A 26,725-nucleotide genomic window follows, 5' to 3' on the forward strand; every position below is an offset into this window, starting at 1 on the left:
AATATATAGAAAGGGTGGTAGTTATATGTCCAGAAAGTTAAAAACAGTAATTTGTATTTTTACAATAGTTGCTTTTGTGCTGACATCTTCTATCTTTGCGCTTGCACAAGAAGATAGTGGCGTAATTGACTTTTATACAGTCTTTTCAAAAGATGACGTCAATAAGAACAGAGTTGGAAACAGTGTTTACAACTGGTCTATCTATATGCCACAGGATGCCTATATAAACAAAGACCCAAAAGGAAGCTATTTTTCAATGTCAAGCAATAGTTACAAGGCAAATATTAATGTTGAGGCAATTTTAAACAAAGAAGGCTACACATCATTAGATGAGATTTTGCTGTATGGTCAAGATTTAATTTCAGGTTATTATTCGGGTTCAAAGCTATATTCGCTTAAAAAAGGAAAAGACAAGCAAGGCCAAGAATATATCGAAGCCACAAGTGTTTATACCGACTCTTTTTATGTATTTGTTGACGAAGAAGAAAGTTCTGGTACTTTCAATCTCATACGAATTTATTTGAGCAAAAATAAAAAATACAACTACATTTACAGACTTACGATTAGCATGGATTTAAATTTCTATTCACAACACCAAAATCTTTTATACAAGATTGCTGATTCTTTTGAAACAAACTTTGACAGAAACAATCCCAACATAAAAGATTTAGCAGACAACGTAACATCGTGGAGAGTTCACAAAAACACAAGTTATGGATGGCAGATTGATCTTCCACCCTATTGGAAATCTACAGACATTTATAATCTTGAGTACAATTCATCAACACAATCATTTGCTCCACTTTATACAGATGAGGAGATGGGAATCTCAACCCAAAAACAGCAGGATACCTCAAGTATAATACCTTCAGATAGTCAGCAGGAATATGACGAATATCTTTCTGTCAGTTTTGTGACAAACTCGAATGTCAGTTTTGACAAATGGGTTTCTCAGGAAATAAAAAGTATTGAGCTTTACAATAAAGAACTTTTAAAAGTCATCTCATCCAAAAGTTTAAATATTGGAACAAGCAAAGCAAAAATTTATGAACTCAGAATCAGAAAAAGCCTTAACAAGACGTTTGTTGAAAAAAGACTTTATGTTGACTCAAACAATAATAAATATGTGGTAAGACTGTACGCTGCAGAAGAAAAATATAACAAAGATAAGCAAAAATATGAGAGGATAATAAATTCATTCAAAGTATTGCCGGCAAAAAGCAGATACTTTGATTCTATTCTTTGGTCTGGAGATTTGAAACCACAAAGCAGTTTGAAAACCATAAAACTTAACAAAGCTCCATTTGAAATGAAGATTTCAAAGGATTACAAAACAAATATGCCATATTACTACTATAGTTACTTTAGTCAGATAATAGGAACCTTAATTCCATCTGCACAGGGTATTTCAGACATTGAAACAGTGATGCTTTACAATACTCCATACTCAATCTTGACAATAAATGGTGGAATAAACGTAGACCCTGCCGAAAAAATTATAAAAAACACTATGCAAGCATGGGTTGAAAGCAATGAATACAAGAGCAAAACTGTAAATATGAGCTGTTTGAAGTATATTGATAAAAATCTTTCTATTTATAAGTTTACTTATGTTTATAACATTTCTAAGCTTTCAGAACTCGCAAAGGGAAATCCAAATAGAGACTTTAATTTCATGAATCTTCAGAATAGAATTATTTATATGATAAAATACAATCAATATTATTACACCATCGACCTGTCAATTCCTGTTTTGTATTATAATAGCTATACAGTTTCTGACTTTGAGAACTTTGTGAAAAGCATAAAGATAGACAAGATTGAATTTTCAAAGCTGAATATAAAATTTGTAAAAGAGGATTTGGAAAAATTTAAGAAAAAAGAGGAATAAAACTATAAAGGGCTTGCCAAAATACATATGCTTTTTTGGGACGGCAAGCCCTTTTTTATTTACTTTTGTTTTTAACTCATTTTATTATAACTGAAAATAGAAATAAAGATATGTTTTTATCTTACCATTGTAAAGCTTCCTATTCTTGTCTGCTTTTCTGCCAAATGCTTTTTCAATTTTGCTATACGCTGATAACACAAAAAAGTGCCAGTTATCAAATGTTTTAAGACATCTACCAAAATCTCTATAAAGCTCAAATATGTTTATATCATCAATCCTCTCTCCATACGGTGGGTTTGTCACAATTATACCTTTTTCTGAAGGTTTTTTAATTTTCCTTGCATCTGCCCTGAAAAATCTTATGTCTTTATCTACTCCAATCTCCTTTGCGTTTACCTTTGCAATGTGTATCATATTCTCGTCAATATCTGAAGATAGTATTTCAAATTTTTTTTGATAGTCAATTCTCTCAATTGCCTCAAGCCTTGATTTTTTCCATATCTGCGGTGAAATAAATCCATTTTCTTCAGCCAGAAAGGTTCTATTAATACCAGGAGCTATGTTTCTGGCAATCATTGCTGCTTCAATTGCTATGGTTCCAGAACCACAAAATGGGTCCCAGAATACTTCTTCATCGTCTTTCCATTTGGCAAGCAAGATTAAAGTTGCTGCTATGTTTTCTTTCAAAGGCGCTTTAGAAATAAGCTTCCGATAACCTCTTTTGTGAAGAGAATCGCCTGTTGTGTCAAAAAGCAGATAAGCAATGTCATTTATCATTGCAATTTCTATCTTGAAAAGCTGTCCAGTCTCTCCAAGCAAGTTTACACTGTATTTTGATTTTAGTTTTTCAACTATTGCTTTTTTAGTTATAGACTGACATGCCCTTATACTAACCAGTTTAGACTTTTCTGTCCTGCCAGTTACCAGAATCTTTGCATCTTTTGGCAGTATTTCATGCCAAGAGTAGCTGTACACTCCATCAAATAGTTCATCAAAAGTCTTAGCCTTGAACTTATTTAAGATAGCAAAAATTCTGTTTGGCGTTCTTAAATTTATATTGAGCTTGGGTATGTCTTCAAGCTCAGCTGACACAAAAATCCTTCCATTTTCAACTTTCAAGTTTTTATATCCCAGCCTTACCAGCTCTTCCTTTGCAACCGACTCTGTACCTAAAGGCGTGGCAACAAAAAGTTCTATCACTTTTCATCATCCAATCTTGATTTTTGTTTAAGTCGTAAAAGCACTGTTTTGTAGCCGTCAGCTCCATAGTTTAGACACCTGTTTACTCTGCTAATTGTAGCAGGAGATGCCCCCGTTTTTTTTGTAATGTCACTATATTTTGCACCCTCAAATAGAAGCTTTGCAACCTCAAATCTTTGAGAAAGCTCCTGAATCTCTCTTACCGTGCACAAATCTTCAAAAAAATTATAACATTCCTCTATTGTCCTCAGTTCAAGTATTGCTTCAAAAAGATGGTCTGTCATCTCATTCTTAAGTTTTTCATTCATATGCTTTATACACCTCTTTGTAACTCCGCTTACTACTTCTCTTCTTTAAGATTATATCACTTTAAATAATTGAAGTAAACAGGACAAAACAAAAGTGAGGAACTATTCCTCACTCTTGGACGAAAAACTATCTACGTATTTTATCTTGCAAGAAGTGCAAAATTGAAGTTTTTTATCAAATACAAGAGAGAGAATTTCAAGTATATCCGCTGGAATAGTTGTATCCTGGTGTTTGTGAAAAATAATATTTTGAGGGGAGAGTGAAATTAGTCTACTCAGAAGTATATCTTCTTTTGAAAGATTTAACTTAAAATTTTTCGATAAAAGCTCATAAAACTCATCTTTTATTTCATTTCCTTCTCTGTCAAGAAGCAAATACATTTTAGCAGTCGGGATAACATCTACATGTTCTATCTTTGATTCTTGAATGTCTGTAAAATATCTTAGAAGGTTTATAAACTGAAAGTATTCCCTTTCCAGAAGGTATTTATTTGTAACATCTTCCACAATATTTTGAATTGTCTTTATATATTCTTTTAATCTGAAGGTCAAAAAACCTTCAAAATTAAATTCAAAGTTAGAGTCTAAATAGTCAAGTACCTTTTTTATTATTTCGAATTTTACCCTTGAAAAGCTCTGTGCACTTGTCAGTTCATTTAATCTTTTTTGACTTTCTTGATATATTTTCTTTGCTTCTATTTCATCTAAAAAATAATAGTCTTGTTTTATTAGTTTAAAAAGAAATTTTTCTCTGGTGTACTCAATTATTACATTTGCTATTGCATCAGCAACAAAATATTTTACTCTCTCATAAGCATTCAAATCAAAGTTTTTTTTGATTTCATCATCGCTTAAAAAAATACCATAAAATGTGATACTACCACATTGATTTGGCTCAATAAAAAGTCCTTTCACATTTTCATTCCTATCCAGCTGTTTTTTTAAACTCTCATATACAAAAACAGGATCGTCTGCCACTCCCAAACTCAATATTTGCATTTTCTTCACATCCCTGAATATAAGCTTTAACTTTTTAGCACAATAATAAATATACCCTCAAATACTCTTTTTCAATATGCTCTTTTTTCTACTCCTGACACAAAGGAATGATAGAACCTATATCTGAAAGCTGTAAACCCGCCACATTCAAGATTTCAATATCATACTTTTTAAGAAAATTTTTTATACTCAAATAATCTGGATGCATTGAAATATCACCATTAAAAGCCATAATATTTTTGCTAATTAACCCCCCACAGCCGCCAATAAAACCATAGTTAAGTCCTTCTAATTTAATAAAGCCTGGCGATATAAGTAAGCTATCTATTCCATTTTCTAAGGCTTTTTTGTAAATTCCTTTATCAGAGGTAATAATTGTATTTGAATTTACAATCAAGATTGAACATTTACTATACCCTTGTTTTATATGAATCCTTTGAAGGTTATCATCTTCTATTCTTTTTGCTACTATTCTATCAGTAAATTTAAAATTGTGAAAGACTTTTGTGCCAACTTTTGCGATATTGTACTTTACATCCTCAGGATATTTTCCCAAAACAGCTTTCTCTCCAAATATTATATTAAATCCAAGTTTTTTCAGTTCCTCTGTGGTTTTTCTTGGTGAGTTGGGAGCGGCAAAGATTAAATTGTCTTCATAGTGAAAATAAAATATATCAGGGTGAGAAGATATCGCAGGATAAACATCGTCACAGTTTTCACATATTATTATTTTTATACCTAAATCTTCTAGCGTATAGATAAACTTATCGTACGCTCTTTTGTCAAGCAAAATGTGTGTAGCTTTACTTTCTGGTATATATGGAAATTTTAAGTATTTCAAATTCTCATCTTCCTGATAAATTTATTATTATAAAGAGGTACAGCTAATATTATGGAAATTATTGCGGACAAAACACCCTGAAGCAAATTAAAAGGCAAATTTGCAAGAGCAACTTTAAGCCCAAATTGTAAGTTTCTATTAATATTTAATGCCGATGATAGATATTTTAACACAAAAGCTTCTGACAAAAAATATCCCACTGCCATAAGAATGCCACTTAGCATTGTCGAAATAATAAAAGATGCCCACTTTTTCTTTCCTTCTATTTTCTCGAAAATCAGTCCACAGATAAAACCTTCAAGTCCTTTGATGACAAAAGTAAAAGGAGCATAAATGGTATAACCAGAAACAATATCCGCAAGGGCAGAACCAAAACTTCCACCCATAAAACCTATACTTTTACCAAACAAAATAGAAGAAAGCATTATCACAACATCGCCAATGTTAAAATATCCTGCCATAAGCGGTATCTTTATTGTAAATGTTAAAACAAACACAAGAGCAATTATTACCCCAGAAAATACCCAAAACCTTACACCGTTTTTCATATAATCACCTCTTCAATAATATTTCTACTTGCCTAATTCTACACAAAAAGATTCAAAAATCAAATCTTTAAAACCAAAACTGTATCGATACAAAAATAAAAGGAGCTGGTTTCCCCAGCCCGATTAGTTTTTCACTATTTTCATTAGCTTCTTGTCTTAAATCTTTCAACAAGATTTTTAAGAACATCTGCCTGGCTGAAAAGTTCTTCTGAAGCTGCAGCTGTCTCTTGAGAGTTTGCTGAATTGCTCTGTACTACATTGGCAACTTGGTTTATCCCCTCTGTAATCTGTGCTATTGCTTCAGACTGTTCTTTTGAAGAATACATTATATCATTCATAATCATGGCCATTTTATCGATATTCTTTGTAATCCTATCTAACGAGGTGTATGTCTGTTTTGCAATACTATCTCCCACTTCAATCTTTTTGATGGTAGATTCAATAAGACTACTTGTCTCTTTTGCAGCATTTGCACTCCTTGTTGCTAAGTTCCTTACCTCTTCGGCTACAACAGCAAACCCTTTTCCATAGCTTCCTGCCCGTGCTGCCTCAACCGCAGCGTTAAGCGCTAATATATTTGTCTGAAAAGCAATTTCATCTATCGTCTTGATTATTTTTGATATATTGGATGAGGCAGCATTGATTTCTTCCATAGCTTTCATCATTTCTTCCATTTGCTGCATACCTAATTTTGCATCATCTTTTATTTGATTAGCAAAATTAGTTGCTTCTTCTACGTTTTTACTATTTTGTTTCGTCTGTGCAGACACCTCTTCTATTGAAGCATTCAGCTCCTCTATAGAACTTGCTTGGTCAGTTGCCCCTTGAGCAAGGCTCTGGCTTGCATCTGCGAGCTGTTTTGCACCAAGCGCAACCTGTTCTGCTGATGACTTTACTGAATAGATAAGCTGGGATAGCGATTCTATCATCTTAGAAAAAGCTTCTGACAAAATTCCAACCTCATCTTTAGAATCAACACTTACATCAACTGTTAAATCTCCTTCTGCAATCTTCTGGGCAGCTAAAACCATTTTAGAGATAGGTCTGCTAATTGCATAAGAAATAACCAGACCTATAAAGAGAGATATTGCTATGCACAAAATAACTATTATCACCATAGACGTTACTGTACTTTTTGCAAGGGCATTATTTTGAATGTTTAACTTTTCGATGTACTTTTTTTCAAGGTCATAGAGAGTCTTAATTGAGTTTTGAACATCACTTACAAGCTGAGCTGAACTTTGTTTGAACAAAAGATCAACTGCTGCTTTTTTGTCACTTTTTGCAAGTTCAATTATTTGATTTGTTAACTTATCATATTCATCAAATAAAGAATTCAACTTTTGATACTCTTGTCTTATGTCCTCTTCATTTATCAGTTTTGAAAAATCTTCAAGGTTTGTTTTGTAAAAATCATTTATCTCATCGACCTTCTGAAGATAAGAATTCATCTCTGCAGAATTTCTCGCAAGTAAAATATTTCTGTAGTTAATACGCTGTCTTTCAAAACCTTCAAGCACATTGCCAATTGCAATAAATGCTTTAACATTACTCTGATAAACCTCTGTATAGTCATTGTTTATTCTGTTGATATTTGTAACAGCTATTGTACCCATGAAGAGTATCAAAATCAAAACAATTCCAAACCCCGCCAAAATCTTAACAGAAATTTTGAGATTTTTAAATAGCTTCATAAACTACCCATCTCCCTTCATTTATTTCATTTATTTTTTTAGAGAGTTATCCTATCAGGCTTGATAAAAGTTTCACAATCAAGTATTAATACAAGTCTTTCATTTAAGCTTGCAACACCTCTAAAAAATCTTTCATCTACCTTTTCATATGTTTGTGGCAAAGGACTAATTTGGTCCTTGTTTATCACAGCAACCTCGCTCACATGGTCAACAATAATGCCAGCCAAAAAATCATCTATGCTTGTGACAATTACACAAGTCCTTTCGTTGTACTCCTTTTGAGGCTTTGAAAGTCTCATTCTTGCATCAATCACCGGAATGATTTTACCCCGCAAATTAATTATTCCTTTAACATATTCTTCTTGATTTGGCACATAGGTTATTGGCAAAAGACCAATTATCTCTATAACATACTTAATTTCTATCCCATAGAATTGGTCATCCACTTTGAATATAAGGTACATATCTTTCATAGCTTCTTCAAATTCATCCACTTTGCTATGTAGCAATTCTTTCTGCACTTTTCTCACCTACCTTTCAAGCAAAGCATCAATATCTAAAATAAATGCTATATTACCACTTCCAATGAGTGTACACCCTGAAATACCTCTTACCTGCTTTAAAATAGCAGGCAGAGTTTTTATAACTATCTGCTGCTGGGAAATCATATTGTCAACAAGCAAAACACCATTCTTCTCACCATTTGTAACAAGTATACCCAGATAAAAAGGTCTCTCTTTGTCAAGAATATCCTTTCCATAAAACATCTTGTTCAAATCAATTACACCAAAACATATGCCTCTTCTGTACACAAACGGAATTTCGTTTTCCAATACTATCTGCTGTTTTTCAAGTTTAAATGTCTCAACTATTGAGCTCAAAGGTACAACAAAGATATTGCCATCAACATCAATTAACATTCCATCAATTATTGCCAAAGTGAGAGGTATTCTAATTGTAAATCTTGTGCCTCTGTCTTTTTCAGACTCAACAAAAATTCTTCCGCCAATTTTTTGAACGCTATTTTTCACAATGTCAAGCCCCACACCTCTTCCTGAGTATTCTGTCGCCTCTTCTTTTGTAGAAAACCCTGGCTGAAATATTAACTCAAAAATCTCATCTTCGATAATATCATCAGGTGAGGTTATAAGGCCTCTTTCAAAAGCTTTTTGTAAGATTTTCTCTTTATTAAGACCTCTGCCATCATCCTCAATGCTAATAACCACTTCAGACCCGCTATTTTTAGCACTGATATACACATTACCAGTCATATCTTTACCTTTTTTTAATCTTTCTTCTTTGTCTTCTATTCCATGGTCCACAGCATTTCTAACTAAATGAATTAGTGGGTCTGTTAAGTGTTCTATCAGAACTTTGTCAAGTTCTGTCTCCTCCCCAGTAATATGAACATTAACTGGTTTTTGAAGTTTTGCAGACATCTCAATAATGGTTCTTTTCAACCTTTGAAATGTAGAAGAAAGCGGTAGCATACGCATCGACATTACCACTTCTTGAAGTTCTCTTATTAGCTTTGACATCTGAAGTGTTAAATTTTTGAAACTACTATTCTCATCAGTTTTTACTTCTTTGTGTTGAACAATCATTGAAAAGGTTATTACCACTTCTCCAATGAGGTCTATTAGTCTATCAACTTTTTCAATATTAACGTTTATTAGCTTATGGATAGAGTGTGTGACATTCTGATATGAACTTATCTCCTTGGTTAAAGAAGCTTTTTCTGATACTTCTTCAATCTTGATGTCTTTTACCCATGCAAAGTTTTCAAAAAGTTTTACCACATCTTCTTTTTTGAGTAAAGTTTTAATTGAAATAAAAAAACCATCTTTTTTAATTTTTTCTGAAGATGCCATGTTACTTTCAATATCAGAAGGCAAGTATTCTAAAACATTTACATATTGTTTCAAATTTTGAACAATTAAAAATGCTCTCAAATTCTCCATTTCCCAGCCTTCTTCAAAAAGCAGCCTTATATGATATTTTTTCTCACTCTCAGCTTGTACCCTATTATTTTCTGCTAAGCTCGTCTCAATTTTCTCTAAAACCTCTTTTATATTTTCTGCATCTTGAGGCTGCTGTGAGTTTTCTATACAATTTATCTGAATGGTTAAAAAATCTATTAACTTTAACATGTTTAAAATAAAGTTATCAAGATTTGTCGGTAGTTTACCTTCATCTCTCATACAAACAAATATGTCTTCCACTCTATGACAAATCTTGGATATGTCATCAAACCCCATCATCGCTGAGGAACCTTTTAATGTATGAAAAAATCTTAAAGCTTCTGCCACTGCTATATCTAAGTTTCTGTTTCCTTCTTTGAGTTCAATAAAGATCCTCTCAAGCGAACTTACTATCTCTTTTGCTTCGCTTATAAATACTTCAAACATGGGGTCTTTTTGCATTTCATTCACAGTCTCACCTTCTCATCCTTTTATAAAGAGGACAAGACCTTAACCAGATGTTCTTCTTTGTATGGCTTTACAATAAACCCTTTTGCCCCATTTAATACTGCCTCTTTTACCTTTTCTTCTTGCCCTAAGGCAGTTATCATGACAACTTTTGCATTCCTGTCAATTTCCATAATCTTTTTCAAAACCTCTATACCGTTCATCTCTGGCATTGTAATATCAAGTGTTACAATATCTGGACGAAGCTGCTGAAAAAGTTTTATACAGCTTTTCCCATCACATGCTTCCCCAACAACTTCAAACCCATATTTTTCTAATGTTTGTCTTAAGGAATATCTCACAAATGCTGCATCATCTACTATTAATACCTTTTTCATATAGCAATTTTCCCTCCCCGCAGGAAAAATAATATTCTAAATTTATTTTTACCCGCTTTCTCTGTATAATAAACAAAAATCCTACACTGCCCAGAAACTTTGCAGTGTAGGATATATAAGCATTTAATATTCTCACTTTAAATAATCTCTATCAAATCACTAATTATTTTTATAAACTTTTCCTCAACCATCTTTGAAACTTCTATGACCTCTTCATGTGAAAGTTTCTTTTCAAGAATTCCTGCTGCCATGTTTGTAATACATGAAATTCCAAAAACTTTGATATTCATCTGCCGCGCTGCAATAACTTCCAAAACTGTTGACATACCAACCGCATCAGCACCAAGGATTTTCAGCATCCTTATCTCCGAAGGTGTTTCATATGAAGGACCTTTTAAAAATGCGTATATACCTTCTTTATAATCAACCCCGTTTTTCTTGTAAACATCTTTTGATTTTTCAATTATCTCCCTGTCATATGCATATGTCATATCAAAAAACCTTTCACCAAATTTCTCTGCTTCTGACCCAATTGCTGGGTTTTCGCCTGATAGATTTATGTGGTCTTTTATCACCATCAAATCTCCAGGAGAAAGCAAAGGCGAAATTCCCCCTGCCGCGTTTGTAACAATAAGGTTTTTCACTCCCAAAAGTCCTGCTGCCCTCACACCAAATACAACCTCTTGAGCATTATACCCTTCATAAAGATGAAATCTTCCCTGAAAAGCCAAAACCTCTCTTCCTTTTACTTTTCCAAAAACCAAGTTGCCTTTGTGTCCCTTGACAGTAGACACAGGAAAATGAGGTATCTCTGAATATTTGATTTCAATTTTTTCTTCCATTGTATCCGCAAAACTGCCAAGTCCACTGCCCAGAATAATAGCAATCTCTGGCACGTTTGGAATCTTACTTTTTATAAACTCTGATGCTTCTTTTACCCTTTCATAATACGACATAAAAATCACCTCAATAGTTATTTTATCACAATTTCTTTTAAAAAACTCTCTCCAAATCTTAAAGGTTTTACATTCAAATACTCTGCTATTGTCTGACCAATATCAGAAAAACTATTTCTTGTTCCAAGGTCATATCCTTTTTTGATATTTTGGCCATATACAAGTATTGGCACATGTTCACGCGAATGGTCTGTAGAAGGTGTTGTAGGGTCACAACCATGGTCTGCAGTAATTATTAGAATATCATCTTTTTTAAGCTTTTCCATGATTTCGTGAAGCCTTGTGTCAAAGTCTATTAAAGCCTTTGCATAACCATGAGGGTCATTTCTGTGACCATACAGCATATCATAGTCAACAAGGTTTGTAAAAATTAGTCCTTTGTTAACTTCATCCATTGCCTTCAAAGTTTTGTCAATCCCGTCCATGTTCCCTTCTGTGTGAATACTCTTTGTCAATCCTCTTTTGGCAAAAATATCCTCTATCTTACCTATTCCCACACATTCAAAACCTGCTTCTTTAATATTGTCAAGCAGCGTATTATAAGGTGGCTCAACTGCAAAGTCTTTTCTGTTATAAGTTCTTACAAAACTGTTCCTATCTTTACCCACAAATGGCCTTGCAATTACCCTTGCAACAAGATATTTCCCAACAAGAAGCTGCCTTGCTATTTGGCATATCCTATATAGCTCCTCAAGCGGAATTACTTCTTCGTGAGCAGCAATTTGAAATACAGAGTCAGCAGAAGTATAAACAATTGGATAGCCGGTTTTAATATGTTCTTCTCCAAGCTCTTTTATTATTTCTGTACCAGATGCAACTTTGTTGCCAAGAACTTTTCTCCCAATCCTTTTTTCAAATTCCTGAATCAAATCTTCAGGAAAACCATTTGGAAATGTCTTGAAAGACTCTTCTAACACAACACCAGCTATCTCCCAGTGACCGGTTATAGTATCCTTGCCCTTTGACATTTCCTTGCTTTTCCCAAAAACTCCAATAGGATTGGGATTCGGTGGTGTACCTTTTATACTTGTTATGTTTCCTATTCCAAGCTTGTATAAGTTCTTAAGTTCAATGCCTCCAACTGCATATGAAGTATTTGAAAGAGTATTGCTCCCTTCATCCCCGTAAAGATTTGCATCGTCAAGCGCTCCAACACCCACGCTGTCAAGAACAATTAATATGACTCTCATTTAAAAATCTTCCCTCCAAAAACAAATACTTGAGGTTATTTTTATTCTCTACCCACAATTGCTACACCACTGCTTGTACCTATCCTGCTTGCACCTGCTTGTATCATCAAAAGAGCATCTTCAAATGTTCTAATTCCACCTGAAGCCTTGATTTTTAACTTATCTCCTACAACTTTTCTCATAAGAAGTATATCCTCATACTTTGCACCGCTTTTAGAAAAGCCCGTGGAAGTTTTTACAAAATCTGCGCCTGCTGCGGCTGCAATTTTGCATGCTTCTATCTTTTTATCATCGTCAAGCTCAGATGTTTCGATTATTACCTTTACTATTTTATTTGAATACTCTCTTGCAACTTCAACAATGCTCTTGATCTCTTCGTAAACATAATCTGTGTTACCACTTAGCATAGCTCCAATATTTATAACCATGTCTATTTCATCAGCACCATTTTCAAAAGTTTCTTTTGCTTCAAACACCTTTGTTTTAAGAGTGTTTGCTCCAAGTGGAAAACCTATTACAGTTGCCACTTTGACATTTGACTCTTTCAAATATTCCTTGCACAACTTTACATAATAAGGATTCACACAAACTGAAGCAAAAGAATATTTTAATGCCTCATCGCAAATCTTTTTTATATCTGCAGGTGTTGCAGAAGACTTCAAAAGTGTATGGTCAATAAACTTTGCAATCTCTTCTCTGGTCATCATGTTCCCCTCCATGTAATTTAAAATTCAAAAACATTATCTTTTGTTATCTTTGCAAATATTACTTTTCTTTTTGGAACAGGTACTTTTGAAAACTCAAATGCAGTTTTCACATCTGAGATGGCTTCTTCAACCCTTTTTTCATCATTTGCATAGATTTTAGCAAACGGCATATTCTTGGCTATTTTGTCGCCTATTTTACCAAAAAGTTGAATTCCAACTGCGTAGTCAATCTTGTCTTCTTTTCTTTGTCTTCCTGCTCCAAGTTTTAGTGCGCAAAGCCCAAGTTTGAGAGCATCAATATCTTTAATATACATATCTTCGTCGCATTTTAGTTCATAAATATATTTGGCTTGTGGCAGCAATGAATAATTGTCAACTATTTCAGGATTTCCACCCTGGTTTTTTATAATTTCTCTAAATTTTTTGAGAGCATGCCCTTTTTCAATGCTCTCAATTGCTCTTTCTTGTGCTAATTTTTTCTCCTTTTCAACTCCAGCCATAATCATCATCTCAGATGCAAATTCAATACAAAGATTCTTCAAATCTTCATGTCCTCTTCCTTTTAAGACCTCTATTGCTTCAATAACCTCAAGAGCGTTGCCAATCATAAGACCAAGTGGCTGATTCATATCTGTAACATATGCCACTGTTTCTCTTCCTGCCAAAGTTCCAATCTCAACCATAGTATTAGCAAGCTCTTTTGCCTTTTCATACTCTTTCATGAAAGCACCTTTGCCAAACTTGACATCAAGTATTATCTTATCACTACCAGCTGCAATCTTTTTGCTCATGATGGAAGATGCTATAAGTGGTATAGATTCAACTGTACCTGTGACATCTCTTAAAGCATATATCTTTTTGTCTGCAGGAACAAGGCTTTCTGACTGCCCAACAATTGCCGCACCAACTTTATTTACTGCTTTTATAAACTCATCTTCTGAAAGCTCTGTTTTAAAACCTGGAATTGACTCCAACTTGTCAATTGTCCCACCTGTGTGAGAAAGCCCTCGTCCTGACATCTTTGCAACCTTTACACCGCAAGATGCTGCCAGTGGTATTAAGACTAGGGTTGTTGTATCAGCAATACCACCACTTGAGTGTTTATCAACCTTGATACCCTCTATACTGCTCAGGTCTACCATCTTACCTGATTTTGCCATGAGCATGGTAAGTTCTACAAGCTCATCTTTTGACATCCCTCTAAAATATATAGCCATCAAGAAAGCAGACATCTGATAGTCTGGAATTTCGCCTTTTACATATCCGTTTACAATAAATTCAAGCTCTTCTTTGCTCAGTATCTCTCCGTCACGTTTTTTCCTAATAATCTCTGTCACCAGCACACCTTTTCACCTTCTTGCTTTACTTTGTTAATAACTTGAGAATTTGCTCAACAAAAATAGCTCCCAAGAATATTCCAAATATACCCATTATTCCTGCAAGAGCATTCGGTGCAGGAATGGGAAGCTTCAAAAGCCTGAATATAGCACCCACAACAAATCCTGTGATAAGAGAAAGTAATATTGCTTTCACCTTGAACAATCGCCCTCCTGTCTTAATCTTAATTTCATCTTTCTTACAATTCAAATCCATATGGCAAAAGTTCTTTGATATTAGTTTCTATTACTTTTGTTATATCACAATTTGAAAGATAAATGGTGCTATCTTTTGCAAGTTCAAAAACCACCTGTCTGCACGCACCACACGGTGATATAGGCTCATTTTCAGGACCGATTATATAAAGAGCTTTTATTTTTGTTTCTCCTTCTGATATCGCCTTAAAAAGTGCAACCCTTTCTGCACACATAGAAAGGGGATACGAAGCATTTTCTATGTTGCACCCTGTGTACACTTTACCACTGCTACCAACAATCGCCGCACCCACCCTGAAACGTGAATATGGTGCATATGCCTTCTCTTGAGCTTCTTTGGCCAAGTTCAAAAAATACGCAGTTTGTTCATCAACTCTGTCCAAATATTTCATTTTTTATACCCTCTTTCTTACAATATAGAATCTGAATTTTTTGGGTGAAAAATAATTTGAAGAATACAAAATTGGAATGTCATTTTGGTCAAAATGAACCTGGTCAAGCAAAAGAACAACATCGTTCTTTTCAAGGTTAAGCTTTTTATAAACATTATTTTTTTCAGCAAGCATTGGGATAATATCAGAGATTGCATATGCAATATATACTCCCAGTTTATCATTTAAATAGTCAAATAACGACTCTCCTACAAATTTAAACTCAGATGAAAAGAGCTTTGCAGGAAGTCTATCAACACAATATACAACGGGAATACTCTCAGCAAGTCGTACTCTTTCTATCTTGATAATCTCTTCAGTTGATGATATTCTGAGCATATGAGCCTCTTTTGCGTTTGGATAGGTTTTGGTAACAATAATATCTTTCGTGTGCGGCTTGTATCCCTGTTTTTCCATTAACTTCGTTATACTCTGAAGCTCTTCCATTCCAGATTGTAAAATTGGTCGTGATGAGACAAAAGTCCCAACACCATGTTTTCTTACAACATATCCTTCTTCTTCTAATATTCTTAAAGCTTCTCTGAGCGTCGCTCTGCTCACACCAAAAAGCTTCGCCAGTTCCAATTCGGATGGAAGTTTGTCCCCCTCTTTAAATTTCTCTTCAATGAGTTGCTTTAATTTTCTTAATACAAGCTCATACCTTTGGGGATATCCTACTGATTCAAAACTTTCCACAACTCGCACCCGCCCTTCCTTCTTATTTTTTGGGCCTGTAAGGAATACCGTCGGCAGCAGGTGCAACACTCTTACCGCCAATACCAATTAATGCTAATATTGTAACTACATAAGGTAACATCATAATAATGTTTTTTGAAATTGAAGATTCTTGTAATGTATAGCTAAGTGCTGTTGCAAAACCAAACAAAAGTGATGCTAAGAATGAGCCAACCGGTGTCCATTTACCAAAAATCATGGCAGCTAAAGCTATATAACCTCTTCCTGACGACATCTCTGGGGAAAAACTGTTCAAAACACCAATTGAAAGATAAGCACCACCAAGAGCAGAAAATGCTCCACCCAGTATAACACCCAAGTATTTCATCTTAACAACATCGATACCAGCTGTCTCAGCAGCTTCTGGATTTTCGCCAACTGCTCTTAGCCTCAAACCTATGGTTGTATAGAATAAAAACCACTGGCTAAGCATTATCAAAACAAACATTATATAAACCATTACATTTTGACCACTTAAAATCTGTCCAATTACAGGAATTCTATCTATCACAGGTATCCTAACATCAGGAAGTTTAGGGGTGTCAAAAGGTGTCCCTTCCGGGCCATATATAGCATTGAAAAGGTAAGCTGTAATACCAGATGCAAATATGTTAAAAGCCATACCAAGGACTATCTGGTTTGCATACATCTTTGCAGCTGCCCATGCAAATACATATGCTACCAAAATACCTGAGATTACTCCTGCTAAAAGTCCAAGCCATGCATTGTGAAAGTATGCCGAAAACGCAACTGAAACAAATGCCGAAATTAGCATTATTCCTTCCATAGAAATATTGACAACGCCAGATCGTTCAGAAAAAGTACCACCAATTGCTGGAAGTGCAAGCGGTACCGACATCGCAATGGTTGATGCCCACAAATATGGGTTTGTAAAAATACTGAGTATATTCATCTTACTCTTGCCCTCCTACCGGTTGCAACTTTGTTTTCCTGGTTTTAATCTTTTCCATAACAATCCTATAAAGTTCTTCAATTGCAATAAAGAATATTATAAGTCCTACCACAACATCAGCAAGCTGTCCAGAAATATTTGTTTGCATCTGCATCTCCTGGGCACCTGTTGAAAGTCCTGCCAAGAAAATTGCTGCAATTACAACACCAATTGGATTGTTATTCGCAAGAAGCGCAACAACTATAGCAGTATAACCATAACCCGAAGTAAAGCTATCATAGAGTCTGTGCTGCACACCCATTATCTGAACAGCACCAGCAAGACCAGCAAATGCACCAGAAAGCCCCATTGCCAAAACAAGTTTTTGAGCAACGTTCATGCCAGCATACTTTGCAGCTTTGATATTAAACCCTACTGCTCTGAGTTCATAACCTATGGTTGTTTTGTACATGAGAATATATACTACCACAACTGCCAAAATTGCAATGTAAAGTCCACTTGACAGTTGTGTATTTGGTACCAAAGTACTTAACTTTGCACTGTTTTGAATCACCGGTGATTGGGGTATTGTTCCCTTGTCCATCATCGGACCGCCTTCTAACAAATAATGGCTAAAATAAATGGCTATATAGCTCATCATCATAGTTGTGATAACCTCATGAGCACCAGTATAAACTTTTGCCAACCCTGGAACAAGTCCGCCCCAAAGTGCGCCCGCTATCATAGCACATATTATTATCAATGGAATGTGTAAAAACCATGGAAGACCCTTTATCTGATACCCAAGATAAGTTGCAACAATTGCGCCTATCCAAAACTGTCCTTCAGCACCAATATTAAAAAGTCCTGAAGAAAATGCTATTGCAACTCCAAGGCCTGTTATTATGAGAGGTATTGCGTTTGTCAGAGTTGTCGCAAAGTTCATTAAATTCCCATATGCTCCACTAAAAAGAGCAATGTACGCATAAATAGGATTTTGCTTTGCTGTGATTAATATTACTATCCCACCTACAACCATGGATATAAAAATAGCAATAAGCGGCATTAAAATACTCTGCAAAATCTTTTTTATCATCACCGTTTAGGCCTCCTTCTTTTTCTTGCCTATCATCATAAGTCCTATCTCTTCTTTTGTTGCATTTTTACTTTCCAAAATATCCATAATCCTGCCCGAATACATCACAGCAATCCTGTCAGAAAGATTCAAAATCTCATCAAGTTCTAAAGAAACAAGTAGTATTGCTTTACCACTGTCCCGAAGTTCAATCAGTTTTCTATGGATGTACTCTATAGCTCCCACATCCATTCCTCTTGTTGGTTGAACAGCAATTAAAAGGTCTGGACTGCTTGAAAACTCTCTTGCCAAGATTACCTTTTGCTGATTGCCACCTGAAAGATTCTTTGCAAATAACTTGTAATCAGGTGGACGCACATCAAATTCATGTATGAGTCTATCAGCTTCTGAGATTATTACCTTATAATTTAAAAAACCTCCATTAGAATATGGCTTTTTATAGTACCTTTTGAGCACAATGTTTTCTGCCACTGTAAAGTTCAAAACAAGCCCGTCCTGCTGCCTGTCTGCTGGAATATAAGCAATCCCTTTTTCGTAACGTCTGCGGGTGGGAAGGTTTTGAATTTCCTCTCCTTTGAAGATTATTTTCCCTGTTGATGAAATAAGTCCAACAATAGCTTCTACAAGCTCATTTTGTCCATTTCCATCAACACCTGCTATACCAAAAATCTCTCCTCTTCTTACTTCAAAACTTACATCTTTGACCTTTTCAACACCGTTTTTCAGTTTGACTGAAAGGTTTTCAACCTTTAACACAGTCTCTCCTAACCGCGGTTCAGTCTTTTCAACAACAAGTTTAACTTCTCTTCCGACCATCAAATTTGCAAGTTCCTGTTCGGTTGTTTCTTTGGTGTTCAAGGTCTTTATTGTCTTTCCTCTTCTCATAACAGTTACTCTATCTGAAATTTCCATAACCTCATCAAGTTTGTGGCTTATAAATAATATGGATATCCCTTGAGCTTTCAGGTTATTTATAATCTTAAAAAGTTCCCTTGTCTCTTGGGGTGTTAGCATTGCTGTTGGTTCATCAAGTATCAAAAGCCTTGCATCTCTGTAAAAAGCCTTTAATATCTCTACTCTTTGTTGCATACCTACACTTAAATCTCCAACTTTTGCCTTTGGGTCAATTTCTAAATTGTATTTCTTCGAAATCTCAAGAATTTTCTTCTCAGCTTCTTGAACATTAAACCTAAAACCTTTTGGCTCAAATCCCAAAACAATATTTTCAGCCACGGTAAATACAGGTATCAACATAAAATGCTGATGAACCATTCCTATTCCTTTTTCAATTGCTTCATGAGGTCCTTTGACTTCAAGTTTTTGACCTTCAAAATATATCTCTCCAGAATCAGGAGTATAAAGACCATAGATGATATTCATTAAAGTAGACTTTCCAGCACCATTTTCCCCAAGTATGGCATGTACCTCACCTTTTTTGACATCCAAAAACACATTATCATTTGCTTGAATATTACCAAATCTTTTAGAAATATCCTTTACCTGCAAAATGTACTCCATATCATGTCCCACCTGTCTTTATATTCTTTTTATTATTTCAATGATAACCTTTTTGAGCTTTTCTACATTTTCAGAAAACACTCTTAAAACCTCTTCATGCGAAACAGGTTTTATATCTGGGTCATCTTCTAACCCCGCATCATAGTCTGTCACAAGAGTTATATTTAAATACTTTATTCCAAGCTCATTTGCCAAAGCTACTTCGGGATACTGGGTCATTCCAATAACGTCAAACCCCATCTTGGAATACCATCTGCTTTCTGCTAAAGTAGAAAATCGCGGTCCCTGAATAACTACACATGTACCTTTTTTATGAAATCTATATCCAAGTTCTTCTAAAACATTAATTGCAATTTCTCTCATCTGTTCATCATAAGGCTGTGCCATTGAGGTGTGCTTTACATTTCCAATATCCGAAAATGTGTCCTCTCGTCCCCATGTTCTGTCAATAAACTGGTCAACAATTACAAAATCACCCGGCATAATCTCCTTTTTTAAGCTTCCACATGCTGTTGTTGAAATAATCTTCACAACACCCAGTTCTTTTAATGCATATATATTTGCCTTATATGGCACTTTATGAGGAGGGTAAATATGTTTCTTCCCATGCCTCGGAATAAACGCAACTTCCTTTCCTCCCACCTTGGAGATTGCTATTTTATCACTTGGTTTGCCATAAGGTGTTTCAATCTCAATCTCCTCAAAGTTTACCAAAAAAGAGTAAAATCCAGAACCACCTATTATCCCTATCATATGGATTAGTACTCCCCTCTATTTGTGTTATAAACTTGTGTATTGTTGAAAGGCCTGCTGTGATATTAGATATTGCCCAGCAGGCCTTTAAAACTTAAATGGTACTACTTTACTTCTGTTGGTATCTTTATCTTACCAGCTTTTATATCAGCAATTACCTTGTTTATTTTTGCACTCACACTATTTGGAACACCTTTCATAAACGGAGCAAGTCCAACGCCATTGTTTTTCAAATCAAAGTAAATGATACCACTTTTGAATTTCCCATTTAATGTATCTTTTATAACACTGTATGTTGCAACGTCAACTCTCTTCATTGCAGAGGTAACAACAGTGGCTGGTGCAACATAGCTTTGGTCTGAGTCAACACCGATTGCATAAACTCCCTTTTCTTTTGCAGCCTGGATAACACCAAGACCTGTCTGCCCTGCAACTTGGAACACAAAGTCAGCACCCTGTGCAATTTCTGAAAGAGCTACCTGTTTTCCTGATGCCGGGTCATCAAACTTGCCAGTGTACTTGATTATAACCTTTGCTTTTGGAATCTCGCTCAAGACGCCAGCTTTAAAACCTGCAATGTATCTGTCAACAGGTGGAATCTTCATGCCACCTACAACTCCAAATATATTCTTTCCAGTTGTTTTACCAAACTTAGCTTTCTCAAGCAAAGCTGCAGCAACTCCTGCTAAGTAGCCTGCTTGTTCTTCTCTAAACATAGCTGAGGCAACATTAGGAAGGTCAGAAATCTCAGAGTCGATAATTAAAAATTTTGCCTTTGGGAACTGCTTTGCAACTGTCACAACCGAGTCGTGCATCAAAAAACCAACTGCAATAATTAAATCGTAATTAGCTTTTGCAAGTTTCTGTAAGTTTGGAACATAGTCTGTCATCTGCTTTGACTGAATGAGAGTTGTTTTGATTTTTAGTTCTTTTTCAGCTCTTTTCAGTCCTTCATATGCAGACTGGTTGAAACTTCTGTCATTGACACCACCAACGTCAGTGACAAGCCCTACCTTAAAAGTTTTTTGGGATGTAGACCCACTTGCCATGTTCCAAGATACATTTAAGCTTAATAAAAGAGCAGCAATCACAACAAGACTTAAAACCGCATACAAGCTTCTCTTCATAAAAAGCAAACCTCCTTTTGTATTTTTTAGATGTCAGACATCTAACATCTGACATCTGACATCTGACATTACTATTTTATGATCTTTATTCAAAAAAGTCAATATGAAAATTTATAAATTTGTGAATTATAATTATAAAAGGCTGCCTCTAAATTGCAGCCTTTTTTCTAAATATTTGTTTTACATATACAATTCTTTTACCCTGTTGTGTGCTAAATACTCTAATGTATCATCTAATTTCTGAAACTCTAAGCTATCCAAATTATACTTTCTTTCAAGAGCTTTTTTGATCATAAAGTCTGCAATATGCGGATTTTTTGGAAGAAGAGGTCCGTGCAGATAAGTACCTATCACGTTTTTATAAATTAGTCCTTCAAATCCATCCTTTCCGTTATTGCCATGACCTTTTAAAACCTTGCCAAAAGGTTGATAATCATGATATGTTCTACCACCATGATTTTCATATCCCACAACTGTTTTTGGAAAAACATCCAAGCTTGTTTCGATTATAATGTTACCAATAAGTCTTTTCCCCTCAGCTTTTGTTATAAAATCCAGAAGATGAAGACCCTTTATTGCTCTTCCGCTTGCATCGATATAAGCCTCTCCTAAAAGCTGATAGCCACCACAGATTGCAAGTACTACAATCCCATCTTCAATAAGACTTTTAATAAGCCCTTTCAAATTTATAAGATGTGAATATACAATAGACTGTTCTCTATCTGATGCCCCACCAAGCAAAATTATATCTGCACTTTTTAGGATTTCTTGGCCTGCGCCTAAATTGTATTCAAAAATGTTTGCTTTTATGCCTCTCCAAACGCATCTTTTCTGCAGACAGATAATATTGCCTCTATCTCCATATAGGTTTAAAACTTCTGGAAACATATTCACAATATTTATCTCCACTTTTCATCCCATCCTTTTTGAAAGAACGTCTACTATTTTCTTTACTTCAAAGAGAGCTGTATATGTTGGAAGAATATAGACCTTCTCAATATCTTTTAGCTCAAAAACCCTGTTTAAATCTTCTTTGTAGTCAATAAACTCAAAATTAGAAAGTACAAATTCACTGTATTTTACTCTCAAGGCCATATCTTCTTTCCTCTTGCCGCCAAAGTACAAAGCTTTGATGTTTTCTATCCTGCCCAAGATGTCAAAATCAGCATCCCAAATCCATGAAATATCTCTGCCATCTGCAGCATTGTCGTTAAGGATAAAAACAATTGCCTTAGGGTCAGGGTCCTTGCTAATTACGCTTAGTGTCTCGCTCATGCCTATGGGGTTTTTTACAAGTGATATTATCACTTTTTTACCGCCAACTTCTTTCTTTTCTAACCTTCCAAGTTTATTTTCAAATGTTTCAATTCTTTCTTTTATTCTTTCCTTTTCAATGCCAATCAGCATTGCTACCGAAATAGCTGCACATACATTGTACAGATTATAAACACCACCCATTTTCCATCTAATATTCTCAATATTTATACCTGTTTCTCTGTCAACAAAATCAAAAACAAACCCTGTCAAATCTTCTCTTATATTTGTGATGATAAACCTGCTTTCAGGATTTTTATAACCACAAACTGAGCATTCATATTTACCAAGATGTCCAACATTATAAAACGAATATTCAAGCTTGGCATTGCAAATAGGACAGAAACGTGAATCCAACGTAACATTGGTTTTTCGACTAAACATATTTTCATCAACACTATAAAACACCTTTTTTTCACCACTAAAACTTGCCAAGTTTGGATCGTCTGCATTTATTATAGCTAAAGCCTGTCCAATATGATCTAAAATCAGATCTTTTACCCTGTCAAGTTCACCGTACCTGTCAAGCTGGTCTCTGAACACATTGGTTGTAACAAATATGTCTGGTTTTAAGTATCTTGTTACAATTGGCAGTGAGCCTTCGTCAACTTCAAAACATGCAATATCATAATTTGACCTTAGATTATTTATAAAAGCACTTACAATCCCGTTTGCCATGTTTGACCCCTTCAAATTAGAAAGCACAACTCTATCGTCCGCAATTAACCAGTTTATTATGTTGTTTGTGGTTGTCTTACCATTTGTACCTGATATAAGTATCTTCAATTTGCACCTTTTATCAATCTCTTTTATAATCCTTGGATAAATTTTCAGGGCAATCTTACCTGGTGCGCTTGTTGCATCTTTCCCACAAAGCTTCAGCATAAGCTTAACAATCATCCCCAGCAAAATGGCAATGTAAAGCCTTATATTTTCCAATTATCTCATCTCCTACTTTCTGAAAAGATTTGTAAAAATACAAAAAAGCAAGGCACTGCCTTGCCCCACGTATTTTCAAAATAAAAATCTTATTTATGCACGTGGATGGGTTTTTTGATACACCTCTTTTAGCTTAACATTTGCAACTTGAAGGTATCTCTGTGTTGTGGAAATATCAGCATGGCCAAGCATTTGCTGAACAGCTCTCACATCCGCACCATTTTCAATTAGATGAGTGGCAAAAGAGTGTCTGAGCACATGCGGTGTTATTTCTTTATCTATCTTTGCATTTTGTGCATAAAACTTTACTATCTTCCAAAATCCCTGTCTTGTCATTCTTTCACCGCTAAAGTTCAAAAAAAGAGCTTCTTCATCTTTACTTTTTGCAAGGTAAGGTCGTGAATGACGCAAATACTTCTCCACTGCCGAAATGGCATATGAACCAATGGGAATAACTCTGTCTCTTTTCTTGTTTTTGCAAATAATATATCCGTGTTCAAGATTGATGTCGTCAAGATTGAGATTTATAAGCTCGCTTACCCTGATACCTGTTGCATACAAAAGCTCAAGCATTGCTTTATCTCTGATTCCTTTAATATCATCCTCTTTCGGACATGAAAGAAGCCTTTCCACCTCATCTCTTGTAAGTATCTGAGGTGGACTTTTTTCAAGTTTTGGAGGTTCAATCTCAATCTTTCCAATATCAACAATATCCTGAATTTTTAGAAATTCATAAAAGACTTTTAGTGAAACAATTGCACGTGCAATAGTACTGTTTGATTTACCACCTTTTTGCATACTGATAATGTATGCTATCAATGTTGTCTGAGAAGTATTTTCAAGTTTTATTTTTATGTCATCTAAAAACTCTATGTATTTTTTAGCGTCCCGTAAATACGAACTTATAGTATTCTGTGAAAATCTATTCTGTCTCTGGAGGTAATTACCAAACGCTTCTATGATACTCATCTATACCCAAATCCCCTTATATCTATAAATAAGTTCCTGCCAGCTTATATCAATCTTATATTAACCTGCAAGCAAGTTTTGCTACCATGTTGTCAATCACCAATATCCCGCACATTAAAAATATTATAATCATTCCAATAATTGCAAATGAGCTTTTGTCTATTCTTGCCATTTTGTTTTTAAAGAATAACATTATAAATGAATACAGAATAAGTATAATCAAAAATATAAAAACAATCAATTCCTTTAATAGTATATACGATAGAAAGAATGCAAACCCTTTTATCTTATACACGTAAAAAAAGACAGCAGTAGCAAGCCCAAATGAAAACCCTTTAAATACTACAATTCCTATATTCAAAAGCTGCATGTATCTATGAAGGTTAGAAAGCCCCCATATGCAAAGACAAAACAGTATTACTCCTAATGAGAAAATCAAAACATTTTTCCAATAGTCTTTGTTTCCTTGTTTTGCCATATTTATTGAAATTACCACAAAGTTAGAAAGCTGACTTTTCTGATTTGCGTTCATTCCCAAGAAAAATCTTATGCCAAAAAACATACTAAGAAGATATAAAACAGAAATAGATACAATTAAAAGTTTTATTTTTGTCTTCATTGTTATCTTCTCTTTTGCAAATTTTATAGTAAAATGATATGTTAATCTTTTTTTAATTATTCCCTCCCAAAGAAAATAGATACCCCTTTGATTTAAAAATGATAAAGTTTGTCTTTTTATAAAAGTGGTTGAGCAAATTTTTGCTAAATTTGACTGAAAATCTTCCACCCGCAAACTTTAAATTTATACTGTCATAGCTAAAAAGTATTTTGAGAATGTACTCGTCGTGTGGCAACATCCTTTGCTTGCTTATCTCAACAATGAAAATCATGATTAAAAAGATAACAAATATCAAAATTAGGCCTCTTCTTATTTTTCTGATAAAATTTTTATATTCACAATATCTTTTGTATCTGCTTTTTCTCAAACCAAAACTCACCTTCCCATGATAGTATCATCCAATGCCTTTGCAACAATCTGGCAACTCCTTAAGGCTTCTTCTAAGGTATTCCCATTGCTACCAATTTCAATGATTATAGCATATGGTGATACATGTTGATTGTATCGTGCAGCAGAGAGGTTTATAGGTCTTGTAATCTGAGGGCATATTTTGCTGAGATTTTTTTGAAGATGCACAGCAAACAGAAGGTTCTGTCGCCAAAAAGGATGATAAAGCCCAAGCTTGTCTGTCCCTACAACAAGCATTACCTTTGCAACCTCATATCCAAACGCAACTGTTGAAACCTTTACTTTTTTTGAACCATTTCCAATAGCATCTCTGTGTAAATCTATAAAGACTTTTATATCAGGATGTTCACTTTTATATTTCTCTATTACCTTCAATGACCGCGAATAAGAACCCTTGTATTCTGGATAATCATTTACATCTTTGCTGTGATAAACTTTATAACCATATTGTTTTTCTAAGATTCTTTTTAACTCCTCCCCTACTCTCACAACGTTGTAGTTAAAGTCAAGTGTTCTGTCTGTTGTGCCAGGAGTGTATACAAGGTTTTGAGAAAAAGAATTGTAGCTTTCTGTTGTGTGAGTATGGTAAATTAAAATGGACGGTTTTTTTCCATTGAAGATTTTGAAATTTGTCTTCAAAAGGATATTAGCATCAATTTTATAATCTGTCTGATTCATAATCTCTATGTTATTGCAGGTCCCAACTTTTTGAGTACTATTTGTAAAGTATTTCTGAAATTCGATATTTTCATTCTGGCTTTCTGATTGAACATTTTTCTTATCTTCTTGGGTCTGCTGATTATAATCTATCATAATAGCATCGTCTTCATATAAAGGTACACCTTCAACTTCTTGAAAGTTTGTTCCAGCAAACATCGGATAAGAAAACCTTACTATATTTTCAATCTTAATAATCTTGTTTGCAAAATGGTCAGAAAAAATTGGTATATTAAATGAAATAATCTCTTTTGAATAGCTGAAAAGCACTGCTGTGGCTACTTGATTTGAAAAAACTAATCTTTCAACTAAAAAGCCAACACCAACCACAAAAAGTATAGTAGTTACCAATACTACCTTTTTAAAATCAACAACCTTAACCATTTTAAATCATTAAAAACTCCTTTTAAAAACTCTTGATGTTATTTAAAAACTTTCTTTTTAAAATTCTTATTCTTCAAGCCTCCCTTTTATT

Annotated in this window: 28 protein-coding genes; 1 reads left to right on the plus strand and 27 read right to left on the minus strand. The window is 34.6% G+C overall.

Going from position 1 to position 26,725, the window contains the following annotated elements; genetic code table 11:
• Window positions 1–25 precede the first annotated feature (25 nt).
• Window positions 26–1,891: a hypothetical protein gene (locus ATHE_RS08860; protein ID WP_015908157.1), complete on the plus strand. Its 1,866-nt coding sequence runs from the start codon at window positions 26–28 to the stop codon at window positions 1,889–1,891.
• An 84-nt stretch (window positions 1,892–1,975) separates the two neighbouring features.
• Here ATHE_RS08860 and ATHE_RS08865 read toward each other — a convergent pair whose 3' ends face one another.
• The 27 genes from ATHE_RS08865 to spoIIP all read right to left on the minus strand — a co-directional run bounded on the left by ATHE_RS08865 (window position 1,976) and on the right by spoIIP (window position 26,634).
• Window positions 1,976–3,091 (minus strand): THUMP domain-containing class I SAM-dependent RNA methyltransferase, encoded by a 1,116-nt coding sequence (locus tag ATHE_RS08865; RefSeq protein ID WP_015908158.1) that lies wholly within the window; start codon window positions 3,089–3,091, stop codon window positions 1,976–1,978.
• A complete protein-coding gene (locus ATHE_RS08870; RefSeq protein ID WP_015908159.1) occupies window positions 3,088–3,399 on the minus strand; it encodes a YerC/YecD family TrpR-related protein in 312 nt (103 codons plus the stop codon). Before ATHE_RS08870 ends, ATHE_RS08865 begins: the two co-directional genes overlap by 4 nt.
• Before the next feature lie 102 nt (window positions 3,400–3,501).
• Window positions 3,502–4,398 (minus strand): putative sporulation protein YtxC, encoded by an 897-nt coding sequence (gene ytxC, locus ATHE_RS08875; protein WP_015908160.1) that lies wholly within the window; start codon window positions 4,396–4,398, stop codon window positions 3,502–3,504.
• Between the two features lie 88 nt (window positions 4,399–4,486).
• Window positions 4,487–5,239, minus strand: coding sequence for a DUF6873 family GME fold protein (locus tag ATHE_RS08880; RefSeq protein WP_015908161.1), 753 nt, complete (start codon window positions 5,237–5,239; stop codon window positions 4,487–4,489).
• Window positions 5,236–5,787 carry an ECF transporter S component gene (locus ATHE_RS08885; RefSeq protein WP_015908162.1) on the minus strand — a complete coding sequence of 184 codons (552 nt, stop codon included), beginning with the start codon at window positions 5,785–5,787 and terminating at the stop codon, window positions 5,236–5,238. Before ATHE_RS08885 ends, ATHE_RS08880 begins: the two co-directional genes overlap by 4 nt.
• 143 nt (window positions 5,788–5,930) lie before the next feature.
• Window positions 5,931–7,481 (minus strand): methyl-accepting chemotaxis protein, encoded by a 1,551-nt coding sequence (locus ATHE_RS08890; protein ID WP_015908163.1) that lies wholly within the window; start codon window positions 7,479–7,481, stop codon window positions 5,931–5,933.
• Between the two features lie 38 nt (window positions 7,482–7,519).
• On the minus strand, window positions 7,520–8,002 hold the full coding sequence (locus tag ATHE_RS08895) for a chemotaxis protein CheW (RefSeq protein WP_015908164.1): 483 nt from the start codon (window positions 8,000–8,002) through the stop codon (window positions 7,520–7,522).
• 9 nt (window positions 8,003–8,011) lie between these two features.
• Window positions 8,012–9,904, minus strand: a complete 1,893-nt coding sequence (locus ATHE_RS08900; RefSeq protein WP_231503430.1) for a chemotaxis protein CheA — start codon at window positions 9,902–9,904, stop codon at window positions 8,012–8,014.
• 29 nt (window positions 9,905–9,933) lie between these two features.
• Window positions 9,934–10,287, minus strand: a complete 354-nt coding sequence (locus ATHE_RS08905) for a response regulator (RefSeq protein WP_015908166.1) — start codon at window positions 10,285–10,287, stop codon at window positions 9,934–9,936.
• 137 nt (window positions 10,288–10,424) lie between these two features.
• Entirely contained in the window at window positions 10,425–11,243 is an 819-nt protein-coding gene (locus ATHE_RS08910) for a purine-nucleoside phosphorylase (protein ID WP_015908167.1), read from the minus strand.
• A 17-nt stretch (window positions 11,244–11,260) separates the two neighbouring features.
• Window positions 11,261–12,433 (minus strand): phosphopentomutase, encoded by a 1,173-nt coding sequence (locus ATHE_RS08915; RefSeq protein ID WP_015908168.1) that lies wholly within the window; start codon window positions 12,431–12,433, stop codon window positions 11,261–11,263.
• A gap of 41 nt (window positions 12,434–12,474) precedes the next feature.
• Window positions 12,475–13,137 (minus strand): deoxyribose-phosphate aldolase, encoded by a 663-nt coding sequence (gene deoC, locus ATHE_RS08920; protein ID WP_041727165.1) that lies wholly within the window; start codon window positions 13,135–13,137, stop codon window positions 12,475–12,477.
• Between the two features lie 20 nt (window positions 13,138–13,157).
• Window positions 13,158–14,483: a pyrimidine-nucleoside phosphorylase gene (locus ATHE_RS08925; protein ID WP_015908170.1), complete on the minus strand. Its 1,326-nt coding sequence runs from the start codon at window positions 14,481–14,483 to the stop codon at window positions 13,158–13,160.
• Between the two features lie 19 nt (window positions 14,484–14,502).
• On the minus strand, window positions 14,503–14,673 hold the full coding sequence (locus tag ATHE_RS08930; RefSeq protein WP_041727166.1) for a XapX domain-containing protein: 171 nt from the start codon (window positions 14,671–14,673) through the stop codon (window positions 14,503–14,505).
• A 43-nt stretch (window positions 14,674–14,716) separates the two neighbouring features.
• Window positions 14,717–15,124 (minus strand): cytidine deaminase, encoded by a 408-nt coding sequence (locus tag ATHE_RS08935; protein ID WP_015908172.1) that lies wholly within the window; start codon window positions 15,122–15,124, stop codon window positions 14,717–14,719.
• A 3-nt stretch (window positions 15,125–15,127) separates the two neighbouring features.
• On the minus strand, window positions 15,128–15,859 hold the full coding sequence (locus ATHE_RS08940; protein WP_041727395.1) for a GntR family transcriptional regulator: 732 nt from the start codon (window positions 15,857–15,859) through the stop codon (window positions 15,128–15,130).
• Window positions 15,860–15,881: 22 nt separating this feature from the next.
• Window positions 15,882–16,811, minus strand: a complete 930-nt coding sequence (locus ATHE_RS08945; protein WP_015908174.1) for an ABC transporter permease — start codon at window positions 16,809–16,811, stop codon at window positions 15,882–15,884.
• Between the two features lies 1 nt (window position 16,812).
• On the minus strand, window positions 16,813–17,886 hold the full coding sequence (locus tag ATHE_RS08950) for an ABC transporter permease (protein WP_015908175.1): 1,074 nt from the start codon (window positions 17,884–17,886) through the stop codon (window positions 16,813–16,815).
• A 6-nt stretch (window positions 17,887–17,892) separates the two neighbouring features.
• Window positions 17,893–19,404: an ABC transporter ATP-binding protein gene (locus ATHE_RS08955; protein ID WP_015908176.1), complete on the minus strand. Its 1,512-nt coding sequence runs from the start codon at window positions 19,402–19,404 to the stop codon at window positions 17,893–17,895.
• An 18-nt stretch (window positions 19,405–19,422) separates the two neighbouring features.
• Entirely contained in the window at window positions 19,423–20,157 is a 735-nt protein-coding gene (gene mtnP, locus ATHE_RS08960; RefSeq protein WP_015908177.1) for an S-methyl-5'-thioadenosine phosphorylase, read from the minus strand.
• Window positions 20,158–20,261: 104 nt separating this feature from the next.
• On the minus strand, window positions 20,262–21,284 hold the full coding sequence (locus tag ATHE_RS08965; RefSeq protein ID WP_015908178.1) for a BMP family lipoprotein: 1,023 nt from the start codon (window positions 21,282–21,284) through the stop codon (window positions 20,262–20,264).
• 180 nt (window positions 21,285–21,464) lie between these two features.
• Window positions 21,465–22,178, minus strand: a complete 714-nt coding sequence (locus tag ATHE_RS08970) for a type 1 glutamine amidotransferase (protein WP_015908179.1) — start codon at window positions 22,176–22,178, stop codon at window positions 21,465–21,467.
• An 18-nt stretch (window positions 22,179–22,196) separates the two neighbouring features.
• On the minus strand, window positions 22,197–23,537 hold the full coding sequence (locus ATHE_RS08975) for a Mur ligase family protein (RefSeq protein WP_015908180.1): 1,341 nt from the start codon (window positions 23,535–23,537) through the stop codon (window positions 22,197–22,199).
• A gap of 93 nt (window positions 23,538–23,630) precedes the next feature.
• Window positions 23,631–24,506 (minus strand): site-specific tyrosine recombinase XerD, encoded by an 876-nt coding sequence (gene xerD / locus ATHE_RS08980; protein WP_013429933.1) that lies wholly within the window; start codon window positions 24,504–24,506, stop codon window positions 23,631–23,633.
• A 55-nt stretch (window positions 24,507–24,561) separates the two neighbouring features.
• Complete coding sequence (locus tag ATHE_RS08985; RefSeq protein WP_015908181.1) at window positions 24,562–25,125, minus strand: hypothetical protein; 564 nt, start codon at window positions 25,123–25,125, stop codon at window positions 24,562–24,564.
• Between the two features lie 52 nt (window positions 25,126–25,177).
• Window positions 25,178–25,492 (minus strand): hypothetical protein, encoded by a 315-nt coding sequence (locus ATHE_RS08990; RefSeq protein WP_232421984.1) that lies wholly within the window; start codon window positions 25,490–25,492, stop codon window positions 25,178–25,180.
• An 8-nt stretch (window positions 25,493–25,500) separates the two neighbouring features.
• Entirely contained in the window at window positions 25,501–26,634 is a 1,134-nt protein-coding gene (gene spoIIP / locus ATHE_RS08995) for a stage II sporulation protein P (RefSeq protein WP_015908183.1), read from the minus strand.
• Between the last annotated feature and the right edge of the window lie 91 nt (window positions 26,635–26,725).

The sequence above is a fragment of the Caldicellulosiruptor bescii DSM 6725 genome, assembly GCF_000022325.1.
GTDB classification, from domain to species: Bacteria; Bacillota; Thermoanaerobacteria; order Caldicellulosiruptorales; family Caldicellulosiruptoraceae; genus Caldicellulosiruptor; species Caldicellulosiruptor bescii.